17 protein-coding genes are annotated in these 17,095 nt (G+C 44.1%); 10 read left to right on the top strand and 7 right to left on the bottom strand.

What is annotated here, in order from left to right:
* The first annotated feature begins 264 nt into the window (after positions 1–264).
* From M1B78_RS16925 to M1B78_RS16935, 3 genes are all read left to right on the top strand, one after another.
* Positions 265–2,421: an elongation factor G gene (locus M1B78_RS16925; RefSeq protein WP_257941318.1), complete on the top strand. Its 2,157-nt coding sequence runs from the start codon at positions 265–267 to the stop codon at positions 2,419–2,421.
* A gap of 300 nt (positions 2,422–2,721) precedes the next feature.
* Complete coding sequence (locus M1B78_RS16930; RefSeq protein ID WP_136009022.1) at positions 2,722–4,269, top strand: sensor histidine kinase; 1,548 nt, start codon at positions 2,722–2,724, stop codon at positions 4,267–4,269.
* 1 nt (position 4,270) lies between these two features.
* A complete protein-coding gene (locus M1B78_RS16935; RefSeq protein WP_005830176.1) occupies positions 4,271–4,972 on the top strand; it encodes a response regulator transcription factor in 702 nt (233 codons plus the stop codon).
* Positions 4,973–5,063: 91 nt separating this feature from the next.
* Here the strand turns inward: M1B78_RS16935 and M1B78_RS16940 are convergent, their stop codons facing one another.
* Both M1B78_RS16940 and M1B78_RS16945 read right to left on the bottom strand, forming a co-directional pair.
* A complete protein-coding gene (locus M1B78_RS16940) occupies positions 5,064–5,240 on the bottom strand; it encodes a hypothetical protein (RefSeq protein ID WP_168354259.1) in 177 nt (58 codons plus the stop codon).
* A 191-nt stretch (positions 5,241–5,431) separates the two neighbouring features.
* Entirely contained in the window at positions 5,432–5,878 is a 447-nt protein-coding gene (locus M1B78_RS16945) for a MarR family winged helix-turn-helix transcriptional regulator (protein ID WP_005830183.1), read from the bottom strand.
* A 159-nt stretch (positions 5,879–6,037) separates the two neighbouring features.
* Here M1B78_RS16945 and rpsF point away from each other — a divergent pair, with 159 nt between their 5' ends.
* Genes rpsF through rplI form a run of 3 tightly spaced genes read left to right on the top strand, consistent with a single transcriptional unit; the run spans position 6,038 to position 7,119 of the window.
* A complete protein-coding gene (gene rpsF, locus M1B78_RS16950) occupies positions 6,038–6,382 on the top strand; it encodes a 30S ribosomal protein S6 (RefSeq protein WP_025832522.1) in 345 nt (114 codons plus the stop codon).
* Positions 6,383–6,384: 2 nt separating this feature from the next.
* Complete coding sequence (gene rpsR / locus M1B78_RS16955; RefSeq protein WP_004288442.1) at positions 6,385–6,657, top strand: 30S ribosomal protein S18; 273 nt, start codon at positions 6,385–6,387, stop codon at positions 6,655–6,657.
* A gap of 15 nt (positions 6,658–6,672) precedes the next feature.
* The gene (gene rplI / locus M1B78_RS16960; protein ID WP_136009021.1) at positions 6,673–7,119 is read left to right on the top strand and encodes a 50S ribosomal protein L9; all 447 of its coding nucleotides are present in this window, start codon (positions 6,673–6,675) and stop codon (positions 7,117–7,119) included.
* Between the two features lie 268 nt (positions 7,120–7,387).
* On the opposite strand, the gene M1B78_RS16965 is transcribed toward rplI, so the two are convergent.
* Together M1B78_RS16965 and M1B78_RS16970 are read right to left on the bottom strand one after the other, a co-directional pair.
* Positions 7,388–7,615 (bottom strand): hypothetical protein, encoded by a 228-nt coding sequence (locus tag M1B78_RS16965; protein ID WP_257941319.1) that lies wholly within the window; start codon positions 7,613–7,615, stop codon positions 7,388–7,390.
* A 157-nt stretch (positions 7,616–7,772) separates the two neighbouring features.
* Complete coding sequence (locus M1B78_RS16970; protein ID WP_176467703.1) at positions 7,773–9,446, bottom strand: long-chain fatty acid--CoA ligase; 1,674 nt, start codon at positions 9,444–9,446, stop codon at positions 7,773–7,775.
* 85 nt (positions 9,447–9,531) lie between these two features.
* Here M1B78_RS16970 and mtaB point away from each other — a divergent pair, with 85 nt between their 5' ends.
* The 4 genes from mtaB (at position 9,532) to M1B78_RS16990 (ending at position 13,538) form a co-directional block, all read left to right on the top strand.
* Positions 9,532–10,848, top strand: coding sequence for a tRNA (N(6)-L-threonylcarbamoyladenosine(37)-C(2))-methylthiotransferase MtaB (mtaB, locus tag M1B78_RS16975; protein ID WP_257941320.1), 1,317 nt, complete (start codon positions 9,532–9,534; stop codon positions 10,846–10,848).
* Between the two features lie 51 nt (positions 10,849–10,899).
* Entirely contained in the window at positions 10,900–11,799 is a 900-nt protein-coding gene (locus tag M1B78_RS16980; protein ID WP_257931194.1) for a lysophospholipid acyltransferase family protein, read from the top strand.
* The gene (locus M1B78_RS16985) at positions 11,792–12,808 is read left to right on the top strand and encodes a glycosyltransferase family 2 protein (RefSeq protein ID WP_257941321.1); all 1,017 of its coding nucleotides are present in this window, start codon (positions 11,792–11,794) and stop codon (positions 12,806–12,808) included. Before M1B78_RS16980 ends, M1B78_RS16985 begins: the two co-directional genes overlap by 8 nt.
* 211 nt (positions 12,809–13,019) lie before the next feature.
* Positions 13,020–13,538, top strand: a complete 519-nt coding sequence (locus M1B78_RS16990; protein ID WP_257931196.1) for a methylglyoxal synthase — start codon at positions 13,020–13,022, stop codon at positions 13,536–13,538.
* A gap of 193 nt (positions 13,539–13,731) precedes the next feature.
* Here the strand turns inward: M1B78_RS16990 and M1B78_RS16995 are convergent, their stop codons facing one another.
* The 3 genes from M1B78_RS16995 to M1B78_RS17005 form a co-directional block, all read right to left on the bottom strand.
* On the bottom strand, positions 13,732–14,421 hold the full coding sequence (locus tag M1B78_RS16995; protein WP_257941322.1) for a porin family protein: 690 nt from the start codon (positions 14,419–14,421) through the stop codon (positions 13,732–13,734).
* A 180-nt stretch (positions 14,422–14,601) separates the two neighbouring features.
* Entirely contained in the window at positions 14,602–15,204 is a 603-nt protein-coding gene (locus M1B78_RS17000; RefSeq protein WP_257931198.1) for a DUF5025 domain-containing protein, read from the bottom strand.
* Positions 15,205–15,284: 80 nt separating this feature from the next.
* Complete coding sequence (locus M1B78_RS17005; RefSeq protein ID WP_257941323.1) at positions 15,285–16,895, bottom strand: hypothetical protein; 1,611 nt, start codon at positions 16,893–16,895, stop codon at positions 15,285–15,287.
* Between the last annotated feature and the right edge of the window lie 200 nt (positions 16,896–17,095).

The raw sequence follows: 17,095 nt of genomic DNA on the forward strand, positions 1-17,095 counted from the left end.
AGCGGCGTAGACAAGAGAAAAGATAACAGGACTATAAATTATAGAAAAAGGTTGTGCCAACGTTTTGACACAACCTCTTTTGTGATGTTTTTCTGTCTTTTTTATTGGGTTTGTATTTGTTTCTTAAGTTATAGGTAGGGGGTATTGTGTTTTATAACATGCTTCCCTCTGTTGTTTTTCTTTTAATTAATGCCTAATTTGCGCCTCACAAAAGTTAACGGCATCATCGTATGTCAGGTTATTCACTTAAAATCTTAATATATCATGAAAGTATATCAGACGAATGAAATTAAGAACATTGCCCTCCTTGGCAATGACGGCTCGGGTAAAACCACTCTCACGGAAGCGCTGCTCTTTGAGAGTGGTATTATAAAACGTCGCGGCAGAATTACTGCCAAGAATACAGTCAGCGATTACTTCCCGGTGGAACAGGAATACGGCTATTCTGTGTTTTCCACCGTTTTCCATGTGGAGTGGAACGGCAAGAAACTGAATATCATCGACTGTCCGGGTAGTGATGACTTTGTAGGAGCTGCCATGACGGCACTCAACGTTACTGATACTGCCATTCTGCTGCTGAACGGGCAATACGGTCCCGAGGTAGGTACGCAGAACCATTTCCGTTACACAGAGAAACTGGGTAAACCGGTCATCTTCCTGGTAAACCAGCTCGATAATGAGAAGTGCGATTATGACATGGTGCTTGAGCAGTTGCAATCCATATACGGCCCGAAGGTTGTGCCGGTGCAATATCCTTTGGCTACCGGACTGAGTTTCAATTCGTTGATTGATGTACTTTTGATGAAAAAATATTCGTGGGGACCCGATGGCGGTGCTCCCACTATCGAAGATATTCCTGCCGAAGAAATGGAGAAGGCGACAGAACTGCACAAGGCATTGGTGGAGGCTGCTGCCGAACATGACGAAGGCCTTATGGAGAAATTCTTTGAGCAGGATTCTTTGACCGAAGATGAAATGCGCGAAGGTATCCGCAAGGGATTGGCTTCACGCGGTATGTTCCCGGTATTCTGTGTCTGCGCCGGCAAGGATATGGGCGTACGCCGTCTGATGGAATTCTTGGGTAATGTGGTACCGTTTGTGGACGAAATGCCGCCGGTGCATAATACACGCGGTGAAGTGGTGCAACCGGATTCCAACGGACCGACTTCCCTGTATTTCTTCAAGACTGCCGTTGAACCGCATATCGGTGATGTTCAGTACTTCAAGGTGATGAGTGGCAAGGTGCACGAAGGTGATGACTTTACCAATGCAGACCGTGGTTCCAAGGAGCGTATCGCCCAGATTTATGCTTGTGCCGGTGCAAACCGCATCAAGGTAGAGGAAATGGTAGCCGGTGACATCGGCTGTACGGTGAAGCTGAAGGACGTGCATACCGGTAATACTTTGAATGGAAAGGGTTCTGAAAGCCGTTTCAACTTCATTAAATACCCGAACTCAAAATATTCACGTGCCATCAAACCGTTGAACGAGTCGGATACGGAAAAGATGATGGTTGCTTTGAACCGTATGCGCGAGGAAGACCCGACATGGGTGATAGACCAGTCTAAGGAACTGCGTCAGACTATTGTACATGGACAGGGTGAATTCCACTTGCGTACCTTGAAGTGGCGTCTGGAAAACAACGAGAAGCTGCAAGTCAAGTTTGAAGAACCGAGAATACCATATCGTGAAACGATTACGAAAGCTGCGCGTGCGGATTATCGCCATAAAAAACAGTCGGGCGGTGCAGGCCAGTTCGGTGAAGTTCATCTGATTGTTGAGCCTTACTATGAAGGTATGCCGATGCCCGAAACCTATAAGTTTAATGGGCAGGAGTTCAAGATGAATGTCAAGGGTACCGAAGAAGTGTCATTGGAATGGGGTGGCAAGCTGGTGTTTGTCAACAGTATCGTGGGGGGCTCCATTGATGCACGCTTCATGCCGGCTATCCTGAAAGGTATCATGTCGCGTATGGAGCAGGGACCGTTGACAGGTTCGTATGCCCGCGATGTACGCGTCATCGTATACGATGGAAAGATGCACCCGGTGGATTCCAATGAAATTTCTTTCATGCTGGCAGGACGAAATGCGTTTAGCGAAGCATTCAAGAATGCAGGTCCGAAGATTCTGGAACCCATTTATGACGTGGAGGTATTCGTTCCGTCGGACAAGATGGGTGACGTGATGGGTGACTTACAGGGACGCCGTGCCATGATTATGGGTATGAGCAGTGAGGCAGGTTACGAGAAACTGAGCGCCAAGGTGCCTTTGAAGGAAATGTCATCTTACTCTACGGCACTTAGTTCGCTGACTGGCGGACGTGCTTCGTTCATCATGAAGTTTGCCAGCTATGAACTCGTTCCGAGTGATGTACAAGATAAGCTGATCAAGGAATTTGAGGCCAAGCAAGCTGAAGAATGATTCTTGGTGGTTGGTAGTTTTGTTGTTGTAACTACCGGCTGCTAATATAACATTTGTTAAAGCCGTTATTACTTCATGGCAAGTAATGACGGCTTTTTTCATTAATGTAGATTAAGAACATGTGGAATTGTGAATTGAATGATTAATTTTTTATTAAATTTGCAAACCAAAGAGTTGTGTTTTTGTTATAATGTTCATAATACCACCTAAAAAATGGTCTTCGGTTAATTTACGAGAACATCCGGTTAAATCAGGTTAATTGGTTAGGAATGTTAATTAGGGAGTGTTAATTTTGTGACTATGAAAAAGTCAACTATATGGATATTAGGTATCGTTATGGGGCTTTCCTTTCTCAGTTTGCTGTATCTGCAGATAGGCTATATTGAGGAAATGGTAAAGATGCGTAACGGACAATTTGAAGAATCGGTGAAGCGCGCGTTGATGGCTGCTTCGAAACAGGCAGAGTCTGCAGAGGTTGTGCGTTGGCTGAATGAGGATATTACCGAAGCGGAAAAGAAGGCGTGGGAACAGTCGCAAGGCAGTAGCGGGGTGATGCGGACCCAGCGGTTTGTGATGACGGCTCCGGACGGCAGTGTCCGTTCTTCGGTGGAATTGAAGACTTTCAGCAACGAGCCTTCTGCATTGCCAAGAGCGATGATTTCACGCAAGCATGGGGCAAGAACCATTCCTCAGACTTCACGCTCGCAGATAGAGATGCTTAAAAACCGCTATCTTTATCAGCGTGCGTTGGTGGACGAGGTAGTGTTGCAGATGGTATACAATGCCAGCGACAAGCCGATTGAGGAACGTGTTAATTTCAAAAGTTTGGACCAGTATCTTAAAGCAGGTTTGATAGAGAATGGTCTTGGTGATATGGATTATCACTTCAAGGTGATAGACCGGGAGGGCAGAGAAGTATACCGTTGTTCGGATTATAGCGATGTTGGGAGTGAAAGCTCTTATTCGCAGCCATTGTTTTTGAATGATCCGCCTGCCCGTATGAGTATCGTCAAGATACACTTTCCCGGAAAGAAGGATTATATCTTCGATTCGGTCAGGTTTATGATACCGTCGATGATATTTACTTTTGTACTGTTGGTGACGTTCATCTTTACGATTTACATCGTGTTCCGCCAGAAGAAGCTGACGGAGATGAAGAATGATTTCATCAACAATATGACGCACGAGTTCAAGACGCCGATATCGACTATTTCTCTGGCAGCGCAGATGTTGAAAGACCCGGCTGTGGGTAAATCTCCGACTATGTTCCAGCATATATCGGGTGTCATCAACGATGAAACGAAGCGTTTGAGATTTCAGGTTGAGAAAGTGCTTCAGATGTCAATGTTCGATCGGCAGAAGGCCACTTTGAAGATGAAAGAACTGGATGCAAACGAATTGATAACAGGTGTCATCAATACCTTTACGCTGAAAGTGGAGCGTTATAATGGAAAGATTGAGTCGGAGCTTAAAGCTACGAATCCCGTAATCTTTGCCGATGAGATGCATATCACCAATGTGATTTTCAACCTCATGGATAATGCAGTGAAGTATAAACGCCCGGATACGGATTTGCAATTGACGGTAAAGACTTGGAATGAGTCGGGCAAACTGATGATTTCGATTCAGGATAACGGTATCGGTATCAAGAAGGAGAATTTGAAAAAGATATTTGAGAAGTTCTATCGTGTGCATACAGGTAATCTGCACGATGTGAAGGGCTTCGGCTTAGGATTGGCTTATGTGAAGAAAATTATTATGGATCATAAGGGAATCATCCGGGCGGAAAGTGAACTGAACGTAGGAACTAAATTTATTATTGCATTACCTTTATTAAAAATTGATTGATATGGACGAGAAACTGCGTATTTTATTGTGCGAAGATGATGAAAATCTTGGCATGCTTTTAAGAGAATATTTACAGGCAAAAGGCTATGCTGCCGAGTTATATCCCGATGGAGAAGCAGGCTACAAGGCTTTCCTGAAGAATAAATATGACTTGTGTGTGTTTGATGTGATGATGCCGAAAAAAGACGGATTCACACTGGCACAGGAAGTGCGTGCGGCCAACGCTGAAATCCCCATTATCTTCTTGACGGCAAAGACGTTGAAGGAGGATATTCTGGAAGGCTTCAAGATTGGTGCCGATGACTACATTACAAAGCCTTTCAGTATGGAAGAGCTGACTTTCAGAATTGAAGCTATCTTGAGACGCGTTCGCGGAAAGAAGAACAAGGAAAGCAATATCTATAAAATTGGTAAGTTTACATTCGACACGCAGAAACAGATTCTGGCGACCGCCGAGAAGCAGACCAAACTGACCACCAAAGAATCCGAACTACTGGGTTTGCTTTGTGCGCATGCCAACGAAATCTTACAGCGTGACTTTGCGTTGAAGACTATCTGGATTGACGATAACTATTTCAATGCACGCAGTATGGATGTATATATTACGAAGTTGCGTAAGCACCTGAAAGAGGATGATTCGATTGAAATCATCAATATTCACGGAAAGGGGTATAAACTGATTACTCCGGAAGCTGAGTCTTGACGAGACTCTGCTTCTCTAGGAGGAGAGAGATAATAAAAAAGGCGGTCTGCATTATATGCTAACCGCCTTCTTTATTTTTTTCCTTTTGATATCAGTCGGCTATTCTTTTGTTGATGACAATGTAGGAAATCAATCCCACTACAACCAAAACGGCAGAACTGCCTAAGATGGTGTTGTTGTTAACATTTCCGGTAAAAGAACATGCAACCAGAATTACAGCTCCTATTACGACTAATATCAATCCCAGATTTTTTAATAAGCCTTTCATGTGTGTGTATTTTAATTAGATTATTATATTCTTTCGTATTCTTGTCACAAAGAAAAGCATAATTCTTTAACAAGCGAAATTATTTTTGCAAAAAATCCATATTTTAATAAAGAATGAAGAATGAGGAATAAAAAATGAAGCATTCAAGTCCTATTTTCCCTTCCCTTAATCCCTAACCCTTAATTCTTAATTTAATCCTTGGTATTGAAAAAAATCTTCCTCAGTACCTCCTGGCTCACACTGAGCTCTTCGATGGTGATACCTTTCAAGGCTTCTTTGAGGGTTTGGTTGGCAATGACGCGCGCACGTTCTTCCAGTTCTTTGCCATCTTTGGTCAGGTGTATCAGATTGGTGCGGCGGTCTTTTTTATCCGATATGCGTACAACAAGATGTTGTCGCTCCATGTTGTCGATGAGGCGCGTCATGCTGGGTTTGTCTTTGAAAGTTGCATTACACAACTCTTGTTGCGTCACCCCGTCCTTTTCCCATAAGAAGATGAGGACAGTCCACTGTTCCGGAGTAATCTCCAGACCGTTTTGACGGAAGTTGCGGGACAGTTTGCGATTAATGGCAGCCGACACCTTGCCGTTCAGTATGGCAAAGATAAGGCGGATATCAAAGTTGAATTGCTCTATCATGAAATTATTGTTTAAACAACTTTGCAAAGATAAGGCAAGCTAAAGACAATTCCTATATCCCTACACAAAAAAACATTAAATGTTTGTAGTTCAAAATAAAATGTCTACCTTTGCACCGCATTTTTAAAACGAATAATTTATTTATTTAATTAAACGAGTATGAATCAATACGAAACCGTTTTCATTTTGACTCCCGTTTTGTCTGATGTTCAGATGAAGGAAGCGGTAGAAAAATTCAAAGGCATCCTTACTGCTGAAGGTGCTGAGATTGTAAATGAAGAAAACTGGGGACTGAAGAAGCTGGCATATCCTATCCAGAAGAAGTCAACCGGTTTCTATCAGCTGATTGAGTTCAATGCAGAACCTACTGTTATTGAAAAATTGGAAGTAAACTTCCGTCGTGACGAGCGCGTTATCCGTTTCTTGACTTTCAAACAAGATAAGTACGCTGCTGAATATGCTGCGAAGAGAAGAAGTGTTAAATCAACTAAAAAGGAGGATTAATCATGGCACAACAAGTTCAATCAGAAATCAGATATTTAACTCCACCCTCAGTAGACGTTAAGAAGAAAAAATACTGCCGTTTTAAGAAGAGCGGTATTAAGTACATTGACTACAAAGATCCTGAATTCTTGAAGAAATTCTTGAATGAGCAAGGAAAGATTCTTCCGCGTCGTATTACCGGTACTTCTTTGAAGTTCCAACGTCGTGTAGCTCAAGCTGTGAAGAGAGCGCGTCATTTGGCGTTGCTGCCCTATGTAACTGACATGATGAAATAATAGGAGGAGGAAAGTATGGAAATTATATTGAAAGAAGACATTGTAAACTTGGGTTATAAGAACGACATCGTAACAGTAAAGTCTGGTTACGGTCGTAACTACCTCATTCCGACTGGTAAAGCTGTCATTGCTTCTCCGTCTGCAAAGAAAATGTTGGCTGAAGAGTTGAAACAACGTGCTCACAAGCTGGAAAAAATCAAAAAGGATGCTGAAGAACTGGCTGCTAAGTTGGAAGGCGTATCATTGAAGATTGCTACTAAGGTTAGCTCTACTGGTACTATCTTCGGTTCTGTTGGTAACATCCAGATTGCTGAAGAGTTGGCTAAATTGGGTCACAGCATCGATCGTAAGATTATCGTTGTGAAGGATGCTGTGAAAGAAGTTGGCAATTACAAGGCTATCGTTAAGTTGCACAAGGAAGTTTCTGTAGAAGTTCCTTTTGAAGTGGTTGCAGAAGAATAAATAAGTATGCTATAATTAATGGAAAGCCCGGTTCCTTACAGGAATCGGGCTTTTTATTTTTATTCGTTTGAATTGGCTGCTATTTGTAGAATTTGCCAATGGCAGATACTGTTTTATCAATCTGCTAGATAAATAGGTTGTATGGGGAAATTGTGGTCGGAAATGAATAATTCTCAAGGTTAATCGAGGAGGGTATAGGGCATAAAAAAAGTCTGGTGTGCTTTTATGCACGTCAGACTTTCAATTCTCTCGAGTGTTGTAACTGACATTATTCAGCTACAACAGCTGCGCTATCTACTGCTGCAGTGTCAGCTGCTGCTGCGGCTGCTGCTGCTTCTACAGCTGCTGCTTCAGCTGCTGCTGCTTCTACAGCTGCGATTGAGTCAGCGATACGGATAGAATCTGCAGTTGCTTGTTCAGCATTAGCTGCTTTGTTACCACAAGATGCGAAAGATACTGCTACGATAGCTGCAGCCATCAAAACTAATTTTTTCATTTTCTTTACTTTTAAAACGTAATACAATCAGTTGCTTTATTAAAACGCTGCAAAGGTATGTACTTTTTGGATATGTTGTTCTCGAAACCCCAACTTTTTTTATATTTTTTTTGGAGGTTCGGCTGTTTTCATCCCTATCTACATGTTTTACAACATATTAATCTTCGGCAATGCTGTTGTATAAATATCTCTTGATACTTCTTTTAGGCGTTTTCTCAAATTCTGTCGGATAAAGTTGGATTTGGCTTACTTTTTCATAGGCTGCTACGCTATTATTCAGATTTTTGAGATTCTCGTCCATAATAGTTTTGAGGTTGTCCGGTTGGTTCAACCCTAAGGAATCCAAGGCTTCATAGTCGGCATAGACCAGTGCTACCAGTCTTTTATTCCGTTCGATAACAAGACTTTCCAGGACGAAAGGCATGTTGTTGAGCCGTGCTTCTATTTCTTCGGGAAAGATATTCTGCCCGCTGGAACTGAGAATCATGGTCTTGCTGCGTCCGCGGATATAAAGATTGTTGTTTGCGTCCAGTGTGCCCAGGTCGCCGGTGCGAAGCCATCCGTCTTCGGTGAAGACTTCTTTGGTGGCTTCGGGGTTCTTATAGTAACCGGTCATTACGTTCTCGCCGCGTACTTGTATTTCGCCGAGTTTGTCGTCCGGGTTTTCCTTGTAGATACGGGCTTCCATGATGTCGAGTACCCGTCCGGAAGAAGTCGGGACGAATTCATTCCAGGGAGCATAGCTGATGAGGGGAGCACATTCGGTCATGCCATAGCCAATGGTGAAGGGGAACTTGATGCGGTGGAAAAACTCTTCCACTTCCGGATTCATGGCCGCACCTCCTATGATAACTTCCTTGAAACGTCCGCCCAGTGCATCAATTAGTTTCTTGCGGATTTGCCCGTATATCTGTCCGTCGAGCAAGGGAATGTTGAGTGCCCATTTCATGGCCTTTTTGTTGATGATGGGCTGTATTACGTTCTTGTATATCTTTTCAATGACAAGGGGTACAGTGATAATCAGGTTGGGTTTTACTTCCTCAAAAGCTTTCATCAGGATTTTTGGGGAAGGCACTTTTCCTAATAATGTGACGTGTGTGCCGACGGCAGTAGCAGTAAGGAAGTCGAAAGCGCAGCCGTAAGCATGTGCCAGAGGCAGGAAAGAGAGCACTTTATCCCCTTTTTTCAGTAGCTCGGTACGTATACCAAAGGTGACGTTGCCGGCCAGATTGTTTCCCGTCAGCATCACTCCCTTGCTGAATCCGGTAGTACCCGAGGTATAATTCAACAGCATGACCTTGTCGTTGGAAAGGTCTGCATAAGCGATGTCTTCCTTACGAAAACCGTTTGGGTAGGTTACTTTCATTTCGTCGTCCAGATGCTTGAGGAAACGCTGGATGGTTTCTCCGTCCCGCTGATACAGACAGCGGAAGTCGTTTAATGAGAATACGCCACGCAGGCCGGTGAGGCGTTCTTCTTCCAGATGTTCCCAAATGGTGTCGCTGGTAAAGAGGAACGTTGATTCGGAGTGGTTTACAATATGATGTACGTCATTGGGGTTGAAATCTTGCAGGATGGGGACTACGATGCCGCCGTATGTAATGGTAGCCATGTAGGCGATACACCAGCGTGCATTGTTCTTGCCGATGATAGATATCTTGTCACCGCGGCGCAGTTGGCAGTGTTTGAAGAGAAGGTGCAGTTTCGCAATTTCTTGTGCCACTTCGCCATAAGTATAACTCTCGTTTTCTCCATAGTTGGTATAGCAGGGGAGTTCCCAATTTTCGCGGAAACTATGCTCGTATAGTTTGATAAAGTTCTCTTGTATCATTGCACAAATTTTAGTTGAGTGTGCAAAAGTAGGGAAAATAGATTAATAATGTATATCTTTGCAGCATAAATGTGTTTATAAGCTCATGATAGATACCAATATATTTCAAGATAAGACGGCGGTTTACTATACGTTGGGGTGCAAACTGAACTTCTCGGAGACCTCTACTATCGGTAGAATTTTGCGGGAAGCGGGTGTGCGTACGGCGCGCAAGGGTGAGAAAGCGGATATTTGCGTAGTGAATACCTGCTCGGTGACAGAAGTGGCGGACAAGAAGTGCCGCCAGGTCATCCACAAGCTGGTGAAGCAACATCCGGGCGCATTTGTCGTGGTGACCGGTTGCTATGCCCAGTTGAAACCGGACACGGTGGCAAAGATAGAAGGTGTGGACGTGGTGCTGGGAGCCGAGCAGAAGAAAGACCTGCTCCAGTACTTGGGTAATCTGCAGAAGCACGAGACCGGCGAGGCCTATACTTCTGCTTTGAAGGATATACGTTCGTTTGCCCCGTCTTGTTCGCGTGGCGACCGTACCCGTTTCTTCCTGAAAGTGCAGGACGGTTGCGATTATTATTGTTCCTATTGCACCATTCCCTTTGCCCGCGGACGTAGCCGTAACGGCAGCATTGCTTCTATGGTGGAGCAGGCCAGCCGGGCAGCTGCCGAAGGTGGAAAGGAAATAGTATTGACCGGTGTCAATATAGGAGACTTCGGCAAATCCACCGGTGAGACTTTCTTCGACCTGGTGAAAGCGTTGGACGATGTGGAAGGCATTGAGCGTTACCGCATATCCTCTATCGAGCCGAATCTGCTGACGGATGAAATCATAGAATACGTGTCCCGTTCCTGGCGTTTCATGCCTCATTTCCATATACCGTTGCAGTCGGGCAGTGACGAGGTGCTGAAGCTGATGCGACGCCGTTACGATACCGCCTTGTTTGCCTCGAAGATAAAGAAGATAAAGGAAGTGATGCCCGACTCCTTTATAGGGGTGGACGTTATTGTGGGTACCCGTGGAGAGACGGAGGAGTATTTCGGGCAGGCTTATGAGTTTATCAAGAGCCTGGACGTGACGCAGCTTCATGTCTTCAGCTATTCGGAGCGTCCCGGCACGCAGGCCTTGAAGATAGACCACGTGGTGGCACCCGAAGAAAAGCACCGCAGGAGCCAGCAATTGCTGGAGCTTTCGGACGAAAAGATCCGTGCTTTCTATGCGCGCCATATCGGGCAGACTATGCCGGTGTTGCTGGAGCGTCCCAAACCTGGACTGCCGATGCACGGCTTCACTCCCAATTATATCCGTGTGGAAGTCCCCCATGATGCCGCATTGGATAACCGGCTCGTGTCTGTGCGCTTGGGCGATTTCAATGCCGGCGGCACTGCACTCTTGGGAACAATAGAATGAGGAATGCCTCCTTTGCAACTTATAACTTGTAACTTATAACTAACTGACGAAGTGAAATCAAAGATTGTCTATTGGCTGACTTATGCGGGCATGTGGCTTGTGGCACTTCTGCCTTTCCGGGCGCTTTATGCGTTGTCCGACGGGCTGTACTTCCTGATGCGCCACGTCGTGCATTATCGGAAGGAAGTCGTTCGCCGCAACCTTCGCAATTCCTTTCCGGAGAAGTCGGAAACCGAGTTGATGGAGATAGAGCGCAAGTTCTACCATTATATCTGCGACTATATGCTGGAAGAGGTGAAGATGCTGCGCATGTCTTTCGAGGAGCTTTGTCGCCGGATGGAGTATGATAATAAGGAAGAATACCTTGCCATGATAGAGAAGCATGGAGGCATTGTGCTGTTGATTCCCCATTACGCCAATTTTGAGTGGATTATAGGCATGGGGGCCATCATGCGTCCGGGCGACATCCCGGTGCAGGTGTACAAACCGCTAAGCAATAAGTATCTGGACGAGATGTTTAAGCATATCCGTGCCCGGTTCGGAGGATACAATGTGGCGAAACATTCCACGGCACGCGAAGTGATAAAGCTTCGCCGTGAAGGCAGGCGGATAGCCATCGGCCTGATTACGGACCAGTCGCCCAACCGCAACGAGGCTCATTACTGGACTACGTTCTTGAATCAGGACACCGTATTCATGGATGGTGCCGAGCGCATTGCCAAGCTGATGGACTTCCCCGTCTTTTATTGTGAATTGGAACGGACATCCAGGGGATATTGCAAAGTGCTCTTCGACCTGGTTACCGAAACTCCCAAGCAGACGGCGGATGGCGAGATAACCGAGTGCTTCGCCCGTCGTCTGGAGCAGACCATCCGGCGTGAACCGGCTTATTGGTTCTGGTCTCATAAACGCTGGAAAAATAAACGAAAAGAATCTGTGCAACATGGATAAGATTGCTGTTGTCATACTGAACTGGAACGGATGCGACATGCTCCGCTCTTTTCTTCCCTCTGTAGTCCGATTTTCGGAGGCGGACGATGCTGTGGTGTATGTGGCGGACAATGGTTCCACGGATGCTTCCGTGGCAATGCTCCGTCGCGAGTTTCCTTCTGTGCGCTTGATTCTGCTGGAAGAGAACCACGGTTTTGCCGACGGATACAACCTGGCATTGAAGCAGGTGGAGGCAGAGTATATAGTGCTGCTCAACTCCGATGTGGAGGTTACCGAACACTGGCTTGTCCCATTGGCAGGGTATATGGATGCCCATCCGGAGACGGCCGCCTGCCAGCCGAAGATACGCAGTTGGCGTAACAAGGGGCAGTTTGAATACGCCGGAGCCGCAGGAGGTTTCATCGACCGCTATGGCTATCCCTTCTGTCGTGGCCGCATCATGGGCGTGGTAGAAGAGGACAAGGGACAATACGACACGGTGATACCCATTTTCTGGGCTACGGGGGCGGCTCTGTTCATCCGTCTGGCAGATTACCGGGAAGCGGGTGGACTGGACGGACGTTTTTTTGCCCACATGGAGGAGATAGATTTATGTTGGCGGTTTCGTGCCCGCGGCAGGCAGTTGGCATGCGTACCGCAGAGCGTGGTGTTTCATGTGGGAGGGGCCACTTTGAAGAAGGAGAATCCGCGCAAGACTTTCCTCAATTTCCGTAATAACCTTGTAATGCTTTATAAGAATCTGCCGCAGGAGGACTTGGTTCCCGTGATGCGTGTGCGTGCGGTACTCGACTATACGGCAGCTCTCAGTTTCATGCTGAAAGGCCAGTTTCCCAATGCTTTGGCTGTGCTTCGTGCTCGCCGTGCCTACAGTTCTCTCCGCGCCTCATTTACAGCGTCCCGCAAAGAGAATTTGGAAAAAACTACGTTTGCCGCCATACCGGAACGGACAAAAAGCAGTATCTTGGCGCAGTTTTATCTGCATGGAAAGAAATTCTTTTCGCAATTATAAAAACTGTTGCCGTTTCTAATTGTTTATTAATCAAGTTTCGCAAGTTCAAGAACTAGCTTTCAGTGAACAAGTAAATAAGACTACAAGGCTTTTCTTTGTAATCACTTTAAAAAGCAAGATGACTGTTTATCCCTCCTTGTAGCCTTGTCAACTTGTTCACTGAAAGCATGCCGAAGACATGCGAAACTTAAATAATTAAAGGTTTTGGCTTATGGAAAAATTAGTTAGAAAGATTGGATTAGTGGCACACGACGCCATGAAGAAAGACCTCATCGAGTGGGTACTGTGGAACTCGGAATTGCTGATGGGGCATAAATTCTATTGTACGGGTACGACGGGTACCCTTATCCTCGCAGCGCTCCGGGAGAAACATCCTGATGTGGAATGGGATTTCACTATCCTTAAATCCGGTCCTTTGGGTGGCGACCAGCAGATGGGTTCGCGCATTGTGGACGGAGAGATTGACTATCTTTTCTTCTTCACCGACCCGATGACCCTTCAGCCGCACGATACGGATGTGAAGGCGCTGACCCGCCTTGCCGGTGTGGAGAACATCGTGTTCTGCTGCAACCGCAGTACGGCAGACCATATCATTTCCAGCCCGTTGTTTGTCGACCCGACTTATGAACGTACCGTTCCCGATTATAGCAACTATACCAAGCGGTTTGCGGATAAGCCGGTGGTGGCCGAAGCGGTGGAATCGGCAAAGAAGCGGAAACGGAAGAAATAGGCATTCATCGTGCTTCATATCCTTCACCTTTACAAAGAAGTGGCTGATTGACAGTGCTTTCTGGTGAAAGATGTTTGGACGAAAAACAGATAAGGTGAATGATGCTGAAGCTGATAAATTTAAACCGATTATAAAAGTTGCACATCCCTTGTGTCGGGTATGTGCAACTTTCTTATAGACTTTAGTTTTTGTGTCAGAATTGATAGCCTACGTTAAGCTGATAGCCGTAGTTGCGTAGGTTACACTGTTTCTGTACTTTCTTTATGGATTCGTAGTATTGGAGTGAAACGGTGTATCTGCCTGCTATCACTGCTTTCATGCCTCCCACCGCGCCATAATTCCAACGGCGGAAAGCGTCTATGGTAGCTTCATATTCATACGGAATGTCTGCTTCTGTCGGCACGATGTATGAATACCCGTCCATAGGTTTCCAATGATTGGTTTCTCCCATATAATAAGGGGTCTTTACGTCACACTTACCTGCATTGAAGTTGATGGAACCATAGATGCCCACGTAGGGTATCAGGCTGAGGCTTTTGCTGATACGAATGTTGTAGCCTATTTTTATAGGGATGTTCAAGTGGTTCATCTTTATTTCCGTATCAGGGAAGAAAGGTACGCTGGCATTGAACAGCTCCATGCTGCTTCGGGTCTGCATCCAGGTGAGTCCAGACATCAGCATCCAGTGGTGTTTGAACTCGTAGTCCACGGTTCCGCCCAATTGGAAACCGCCTCCCATACTTCCCACTTGTTCGGCTTTCGATTTATCGTTTTTGTAGTGCGACCAGTTTCCGCCGGCTTCAATGCCGAATTTTACTTGTTGGGCAGAGGCCTGCATACAGCAGAAGATTCCTCCTAGAATAAGAGTAGTGATTGCTTTCATTAATTTTGTAAATCAGTAATTATAGTTGGTTTATTGCATTTATAACTTCCTTGTTTGTCACAAGAAGCAAATGAGAGAAGTGCTGTTATGGGAGATTGCCGTTATAATATATGGTTTAATCTGTAGCTCGCTTGGTAGCTTTTATGCTAAACTCTATTACTCTTAAAAAATAACTAAGTCTTATTTCGTTCCGAACTCTCCATGTATTTCAATTATTTCTCCCGACTTTGTGTCATATAGTTTTCCATCGAGCTTACCTTCAATAATGTATGGGTGGCCGTCTTCCTGATAGGTCATTTCGGTAATTTCTACTTTGAAAGGCTCGTCCTGATGCGGAGTGTAGAGATGTGTTTTATCTGTGGAGGCTCTGATTTCGATAGCATCTACATTACACATAGTGTCGTAATTGGCATATTTGATAAAAGGCCATCCATTGGTTATTTGTCGCACTCCTATGTTGGGCTTGGCTAGCATAATGGTAATTACCTCTGTTTTTCGACCGTTGGCTTCAGCCGCATAACCAATATTGATGACGCATCCTTTTACACAATCCACAGTAGTTCCCCCGGTGTAGCCTTTACAGTAAACCACTTTGTTTATATGCGATTGATATATATCGTTTGCCAACGATATGCTTTTTCCTTTTACGTTTCCTTTGAAATATCCCCATCTTGAAAAATAGTTGCGCGGGTTGTCTACTTCTTCGTCTGCCTGGCATGAAGAAAGCAAGAGCATTCCCATAAATAGATAAGCGAAACAGGCGGGAAAAATCTTTTTGTTCATAGTTCTTTGTTTTTATTAAAGGCACATAAATTGCACATGTTCGATATATAGTATGTGCAATTTATGTGCTTGTTTAGTTATTATTTTAAAATGTCTTTAGGTAGTAAAGTAGCTTCTACTGTTCCATTAAAAACACTATATACGTTGTACAATCCATTGCTTTCACTTTTGATTATAGGATCGTGGTAAAAGAAAGATAGAACTCCCAAATTGTCAGAGCCTAATGTGGTACTAATTTCTGTGACTGTTGTAGTAGTCTTAGTACTTGAAATGCCATAACCCAATTTCGCAGTAAGCTTTATTTTGTCAATCTCTCCTCCTCCTTCTATGGAAAAGTCTGCTTTGTTGACAAATTCATTTACAATAGTTCTGCTTTCTTTTTTTTCTTGAGCATCATCATGTTCCTCAACGAATAAATGTATGACTAATGATTTGGAATACAAGTCCCAAGGTAATGTGAATACGCTGTTTTGGGTATATGAATGTTTGGCAGGATAATACCATTTTGATTTTAGATTCGCTGGATTTACGGAGTAGAAGTTCTTGGAGTGTCTGAAAGCAGTGCTGTTTTTATGTTTGACATGTATTTTTTCTATAGAGAATAAATCTCTTGGATCAACAGAGAATGTGAGTAGATGTTCCATCGCTTTGTCGTTATTGTCAGAGGCAATGTATGATTTAAAACGGAATTCGAACATTCCATCACTCCATATTTTTTTCATGATTTCATCATAGGTAAGGTATCTTTTTTCTTGTGTCGGAGTTTGTAGAGTGGGATCTACCTTATCTTGATCCGAAATTTTAGTGAATGCTTCCGGTTGTATTCTGAATCGATATAATTCTTCTCGAATATTTCTGTTTAAAATACCGGGTTTATTATCCTTGGTAATTCCATAGTAGATATAATCTCTTTGGTATGCTCCACGGATATTTTTAAGTTCATTCCAAGCTTCTACAATATTTGCTTTGAATTCACTTGAAGCAATTCCTATTGTCAGGTTTTCTGTTGGTTCTAAGGCATCGTCTCTTTCTGAGTGTCTTGTCGCTGGTTTATCAATTCTTTTGCTTCTGTCGTATGCATCGCTAATGAATTCATAGGTGATTTCGCCTGAACGGGTATTGATTGTTTTTATATTTAGGCGTTCGTTATTCTTTACTACAAGACAAGGGAACCCGGGTATATTTCCTTTTTCCATTTGCCCGATATTTTCCCCATTTTCATACATGGTGTCTCTTTCGTCATCACGGCATAATACTACAATTTCCTTATTGTTTGTATCCCATTTCTCGGCATTGAAGTTCCAGAAAAGTGTCAAGTCCGGAATAAGGATATTCAGGAGCAGCTGAGATTGTTCTATTTCAGTCAATTCATTTGGGGTGTTACAGTAAGAGAGAAGAATGTCCTTAAAACTTTTGCCATCAGTAACAATCTTGTCTTTTACTATTGGATAGAATATATCATAATCGTTATCAAATTGTTTAATAGCTTCTTTTTTTAAGAAATTGCGTACTTCGACGCTGCTGGAGGCTGCTTGGGATAAAAGTTTGGCAAATCTTAGTTGTGCTTCGGCTGTATTCAATTTTGATGTTTCGGCCGTAGCTTTTTCGTTTGTAGGAAGAAGGTTTTCCTCTTCTTGCGTACATGCAAACATGAAGAACATGCTTGCAAAGATAAATAATAATTTTTTCATTTTTTCTTTTCTCTTTTTTTGTTCGTTAATACTTTGGTTGATTATAGATATAGTGTTATTAATTCTCTTCCTCTAATGTGATTTCTCCCGTGATGTCTACGGTAGTAGAAGTCAACACTAAAGTATAAACGTGAGTTCGGGATAAGAACTTTATTTTTTTCAACCAAGCAAAAGACATAGAGTATTGGGCGGCCTGTCAA

Source organism: Bacteroides muris (ex Fokt et al. 2023), assembly GCF_024704895.1.
Taxonomy (GTDB): Bacteria; Bacteroidota; Bacteroidia; order Bacteroidales; family Bacteroidaceae; genus Bacteroides; species Bacteroides muris.

Excerpts from the sequence above, each read along its gene's own strand:
- M1B78_RS16925 (WP_257941318.1), top strand. The coding sequence starts at position 265 with ATGAAAGTATATCAGACGAATGAAATTAAGAACATTGCCCTCCTTGGC.
- M1B78_RS16930 (WP_136009022.1), top strand. The coding sequence starts at position 2,722 with ATGAAAAAGTCAACTATATGGATATTAGGTATCGTTATGGGGCTTTCC.
- M1B78_RS16935 (WP_005830176.1), top strand. The coding sequence starts at position 4,271 with ATGGACGAGAAACTGCGTATTTTATTGTGCGAAGATGATGAAAATCTT.
- M1B78_RS16940 (WP_168354259.1), bottom strand. The coding sequence starts at position 5,240 with ATGAAAGGCTTATTAAAAAATCTGGGATTGATATTAGTCGTAATAGGA.
- M1B78_RS16945 (WP_005830183.1), bottom strand. The coding sequence starts at position 5,878 with ATGATAGAGCAATTCAACTTTGATATCCGCCTTATCTTTGCCATACTG.
- rpsF (WP_025832522.1), top strand. The coding sequence starts at position 6,038 with ATGAATCAATACGAAACCGTTTTCATTTTGACTCCCGTTTTGTCTGAT.
- rpsR (WP_004288442.1), top strand. The coding sequence starts at position 6,385 with ATGGCACAACAAGTTCAATCAGAAATCAGATATTTAACTCCACCCTCA.
- rplI (WP_136009021.1), top strand. The coding sequence starts at position 6,673 with ATGGAAATTATATTGAAAGAAGACATTGTAAACTTGGGTTATAAGAAC.
- M1B78_RS16965 (WP_257941319.1), bottom strand. The coding sequence starts at position 7,615 with ATGAAAAAATTAGTTTTGATGGCTGCAGCTATCGTAGCAGTATCTTTC.
- M1B78_RS16970 (WP_176467703.1), bottom strand. The coding sequence starts at position 9,446 with ATGATACAAGAGAACTTTATCAAACTATACGAGCATAGTTTCCGCGAA.
- mtaB (WP_257941320.1), top strand. The coding sequence starts at position 9,532 with ATGATAGATACCAATATATTTCAAGATAAGACGGCGGTTTACTATACG.
- M1B78_RS16985 (WP_257941321.1), top strand. The coding sequence starts at position 11,792 with ATGGATAAGATTGCTGTTGTCATACTGAACTGGAACGGATGCGACATG.
- M1B78_RS16990 (WP_257931196.1), top strand. The coding sequence starts at position 13,020 with ATGGAAAAATTAGTTAGAAAGATTGGATTAGTGGCACACGACGCCATG.
- M1B78_RS16995 (WP_257941322.1), bottom strand. The coding sequence starts at position 14,421 with ATGAAAGCAATCACTACTCTTATTCTAGGAGGAATCTTCTGCTGTATG.
- M1B78_RS17000 (WP_257931198.1), bottom strand. The coding sequence starts at position 15,204 with ATGAACAAAAAGATTTTTCCCGCCTGTTTCGCTTATCTATTTATGGGA.
- M1B78_RS17005 (WP_257941323.1), bottom strand. The coding sequence starts at position 16,895 with ATGAAAAAATTATTATTTATCTTTGCAAGCATGTTCTTCATGTTTGCA.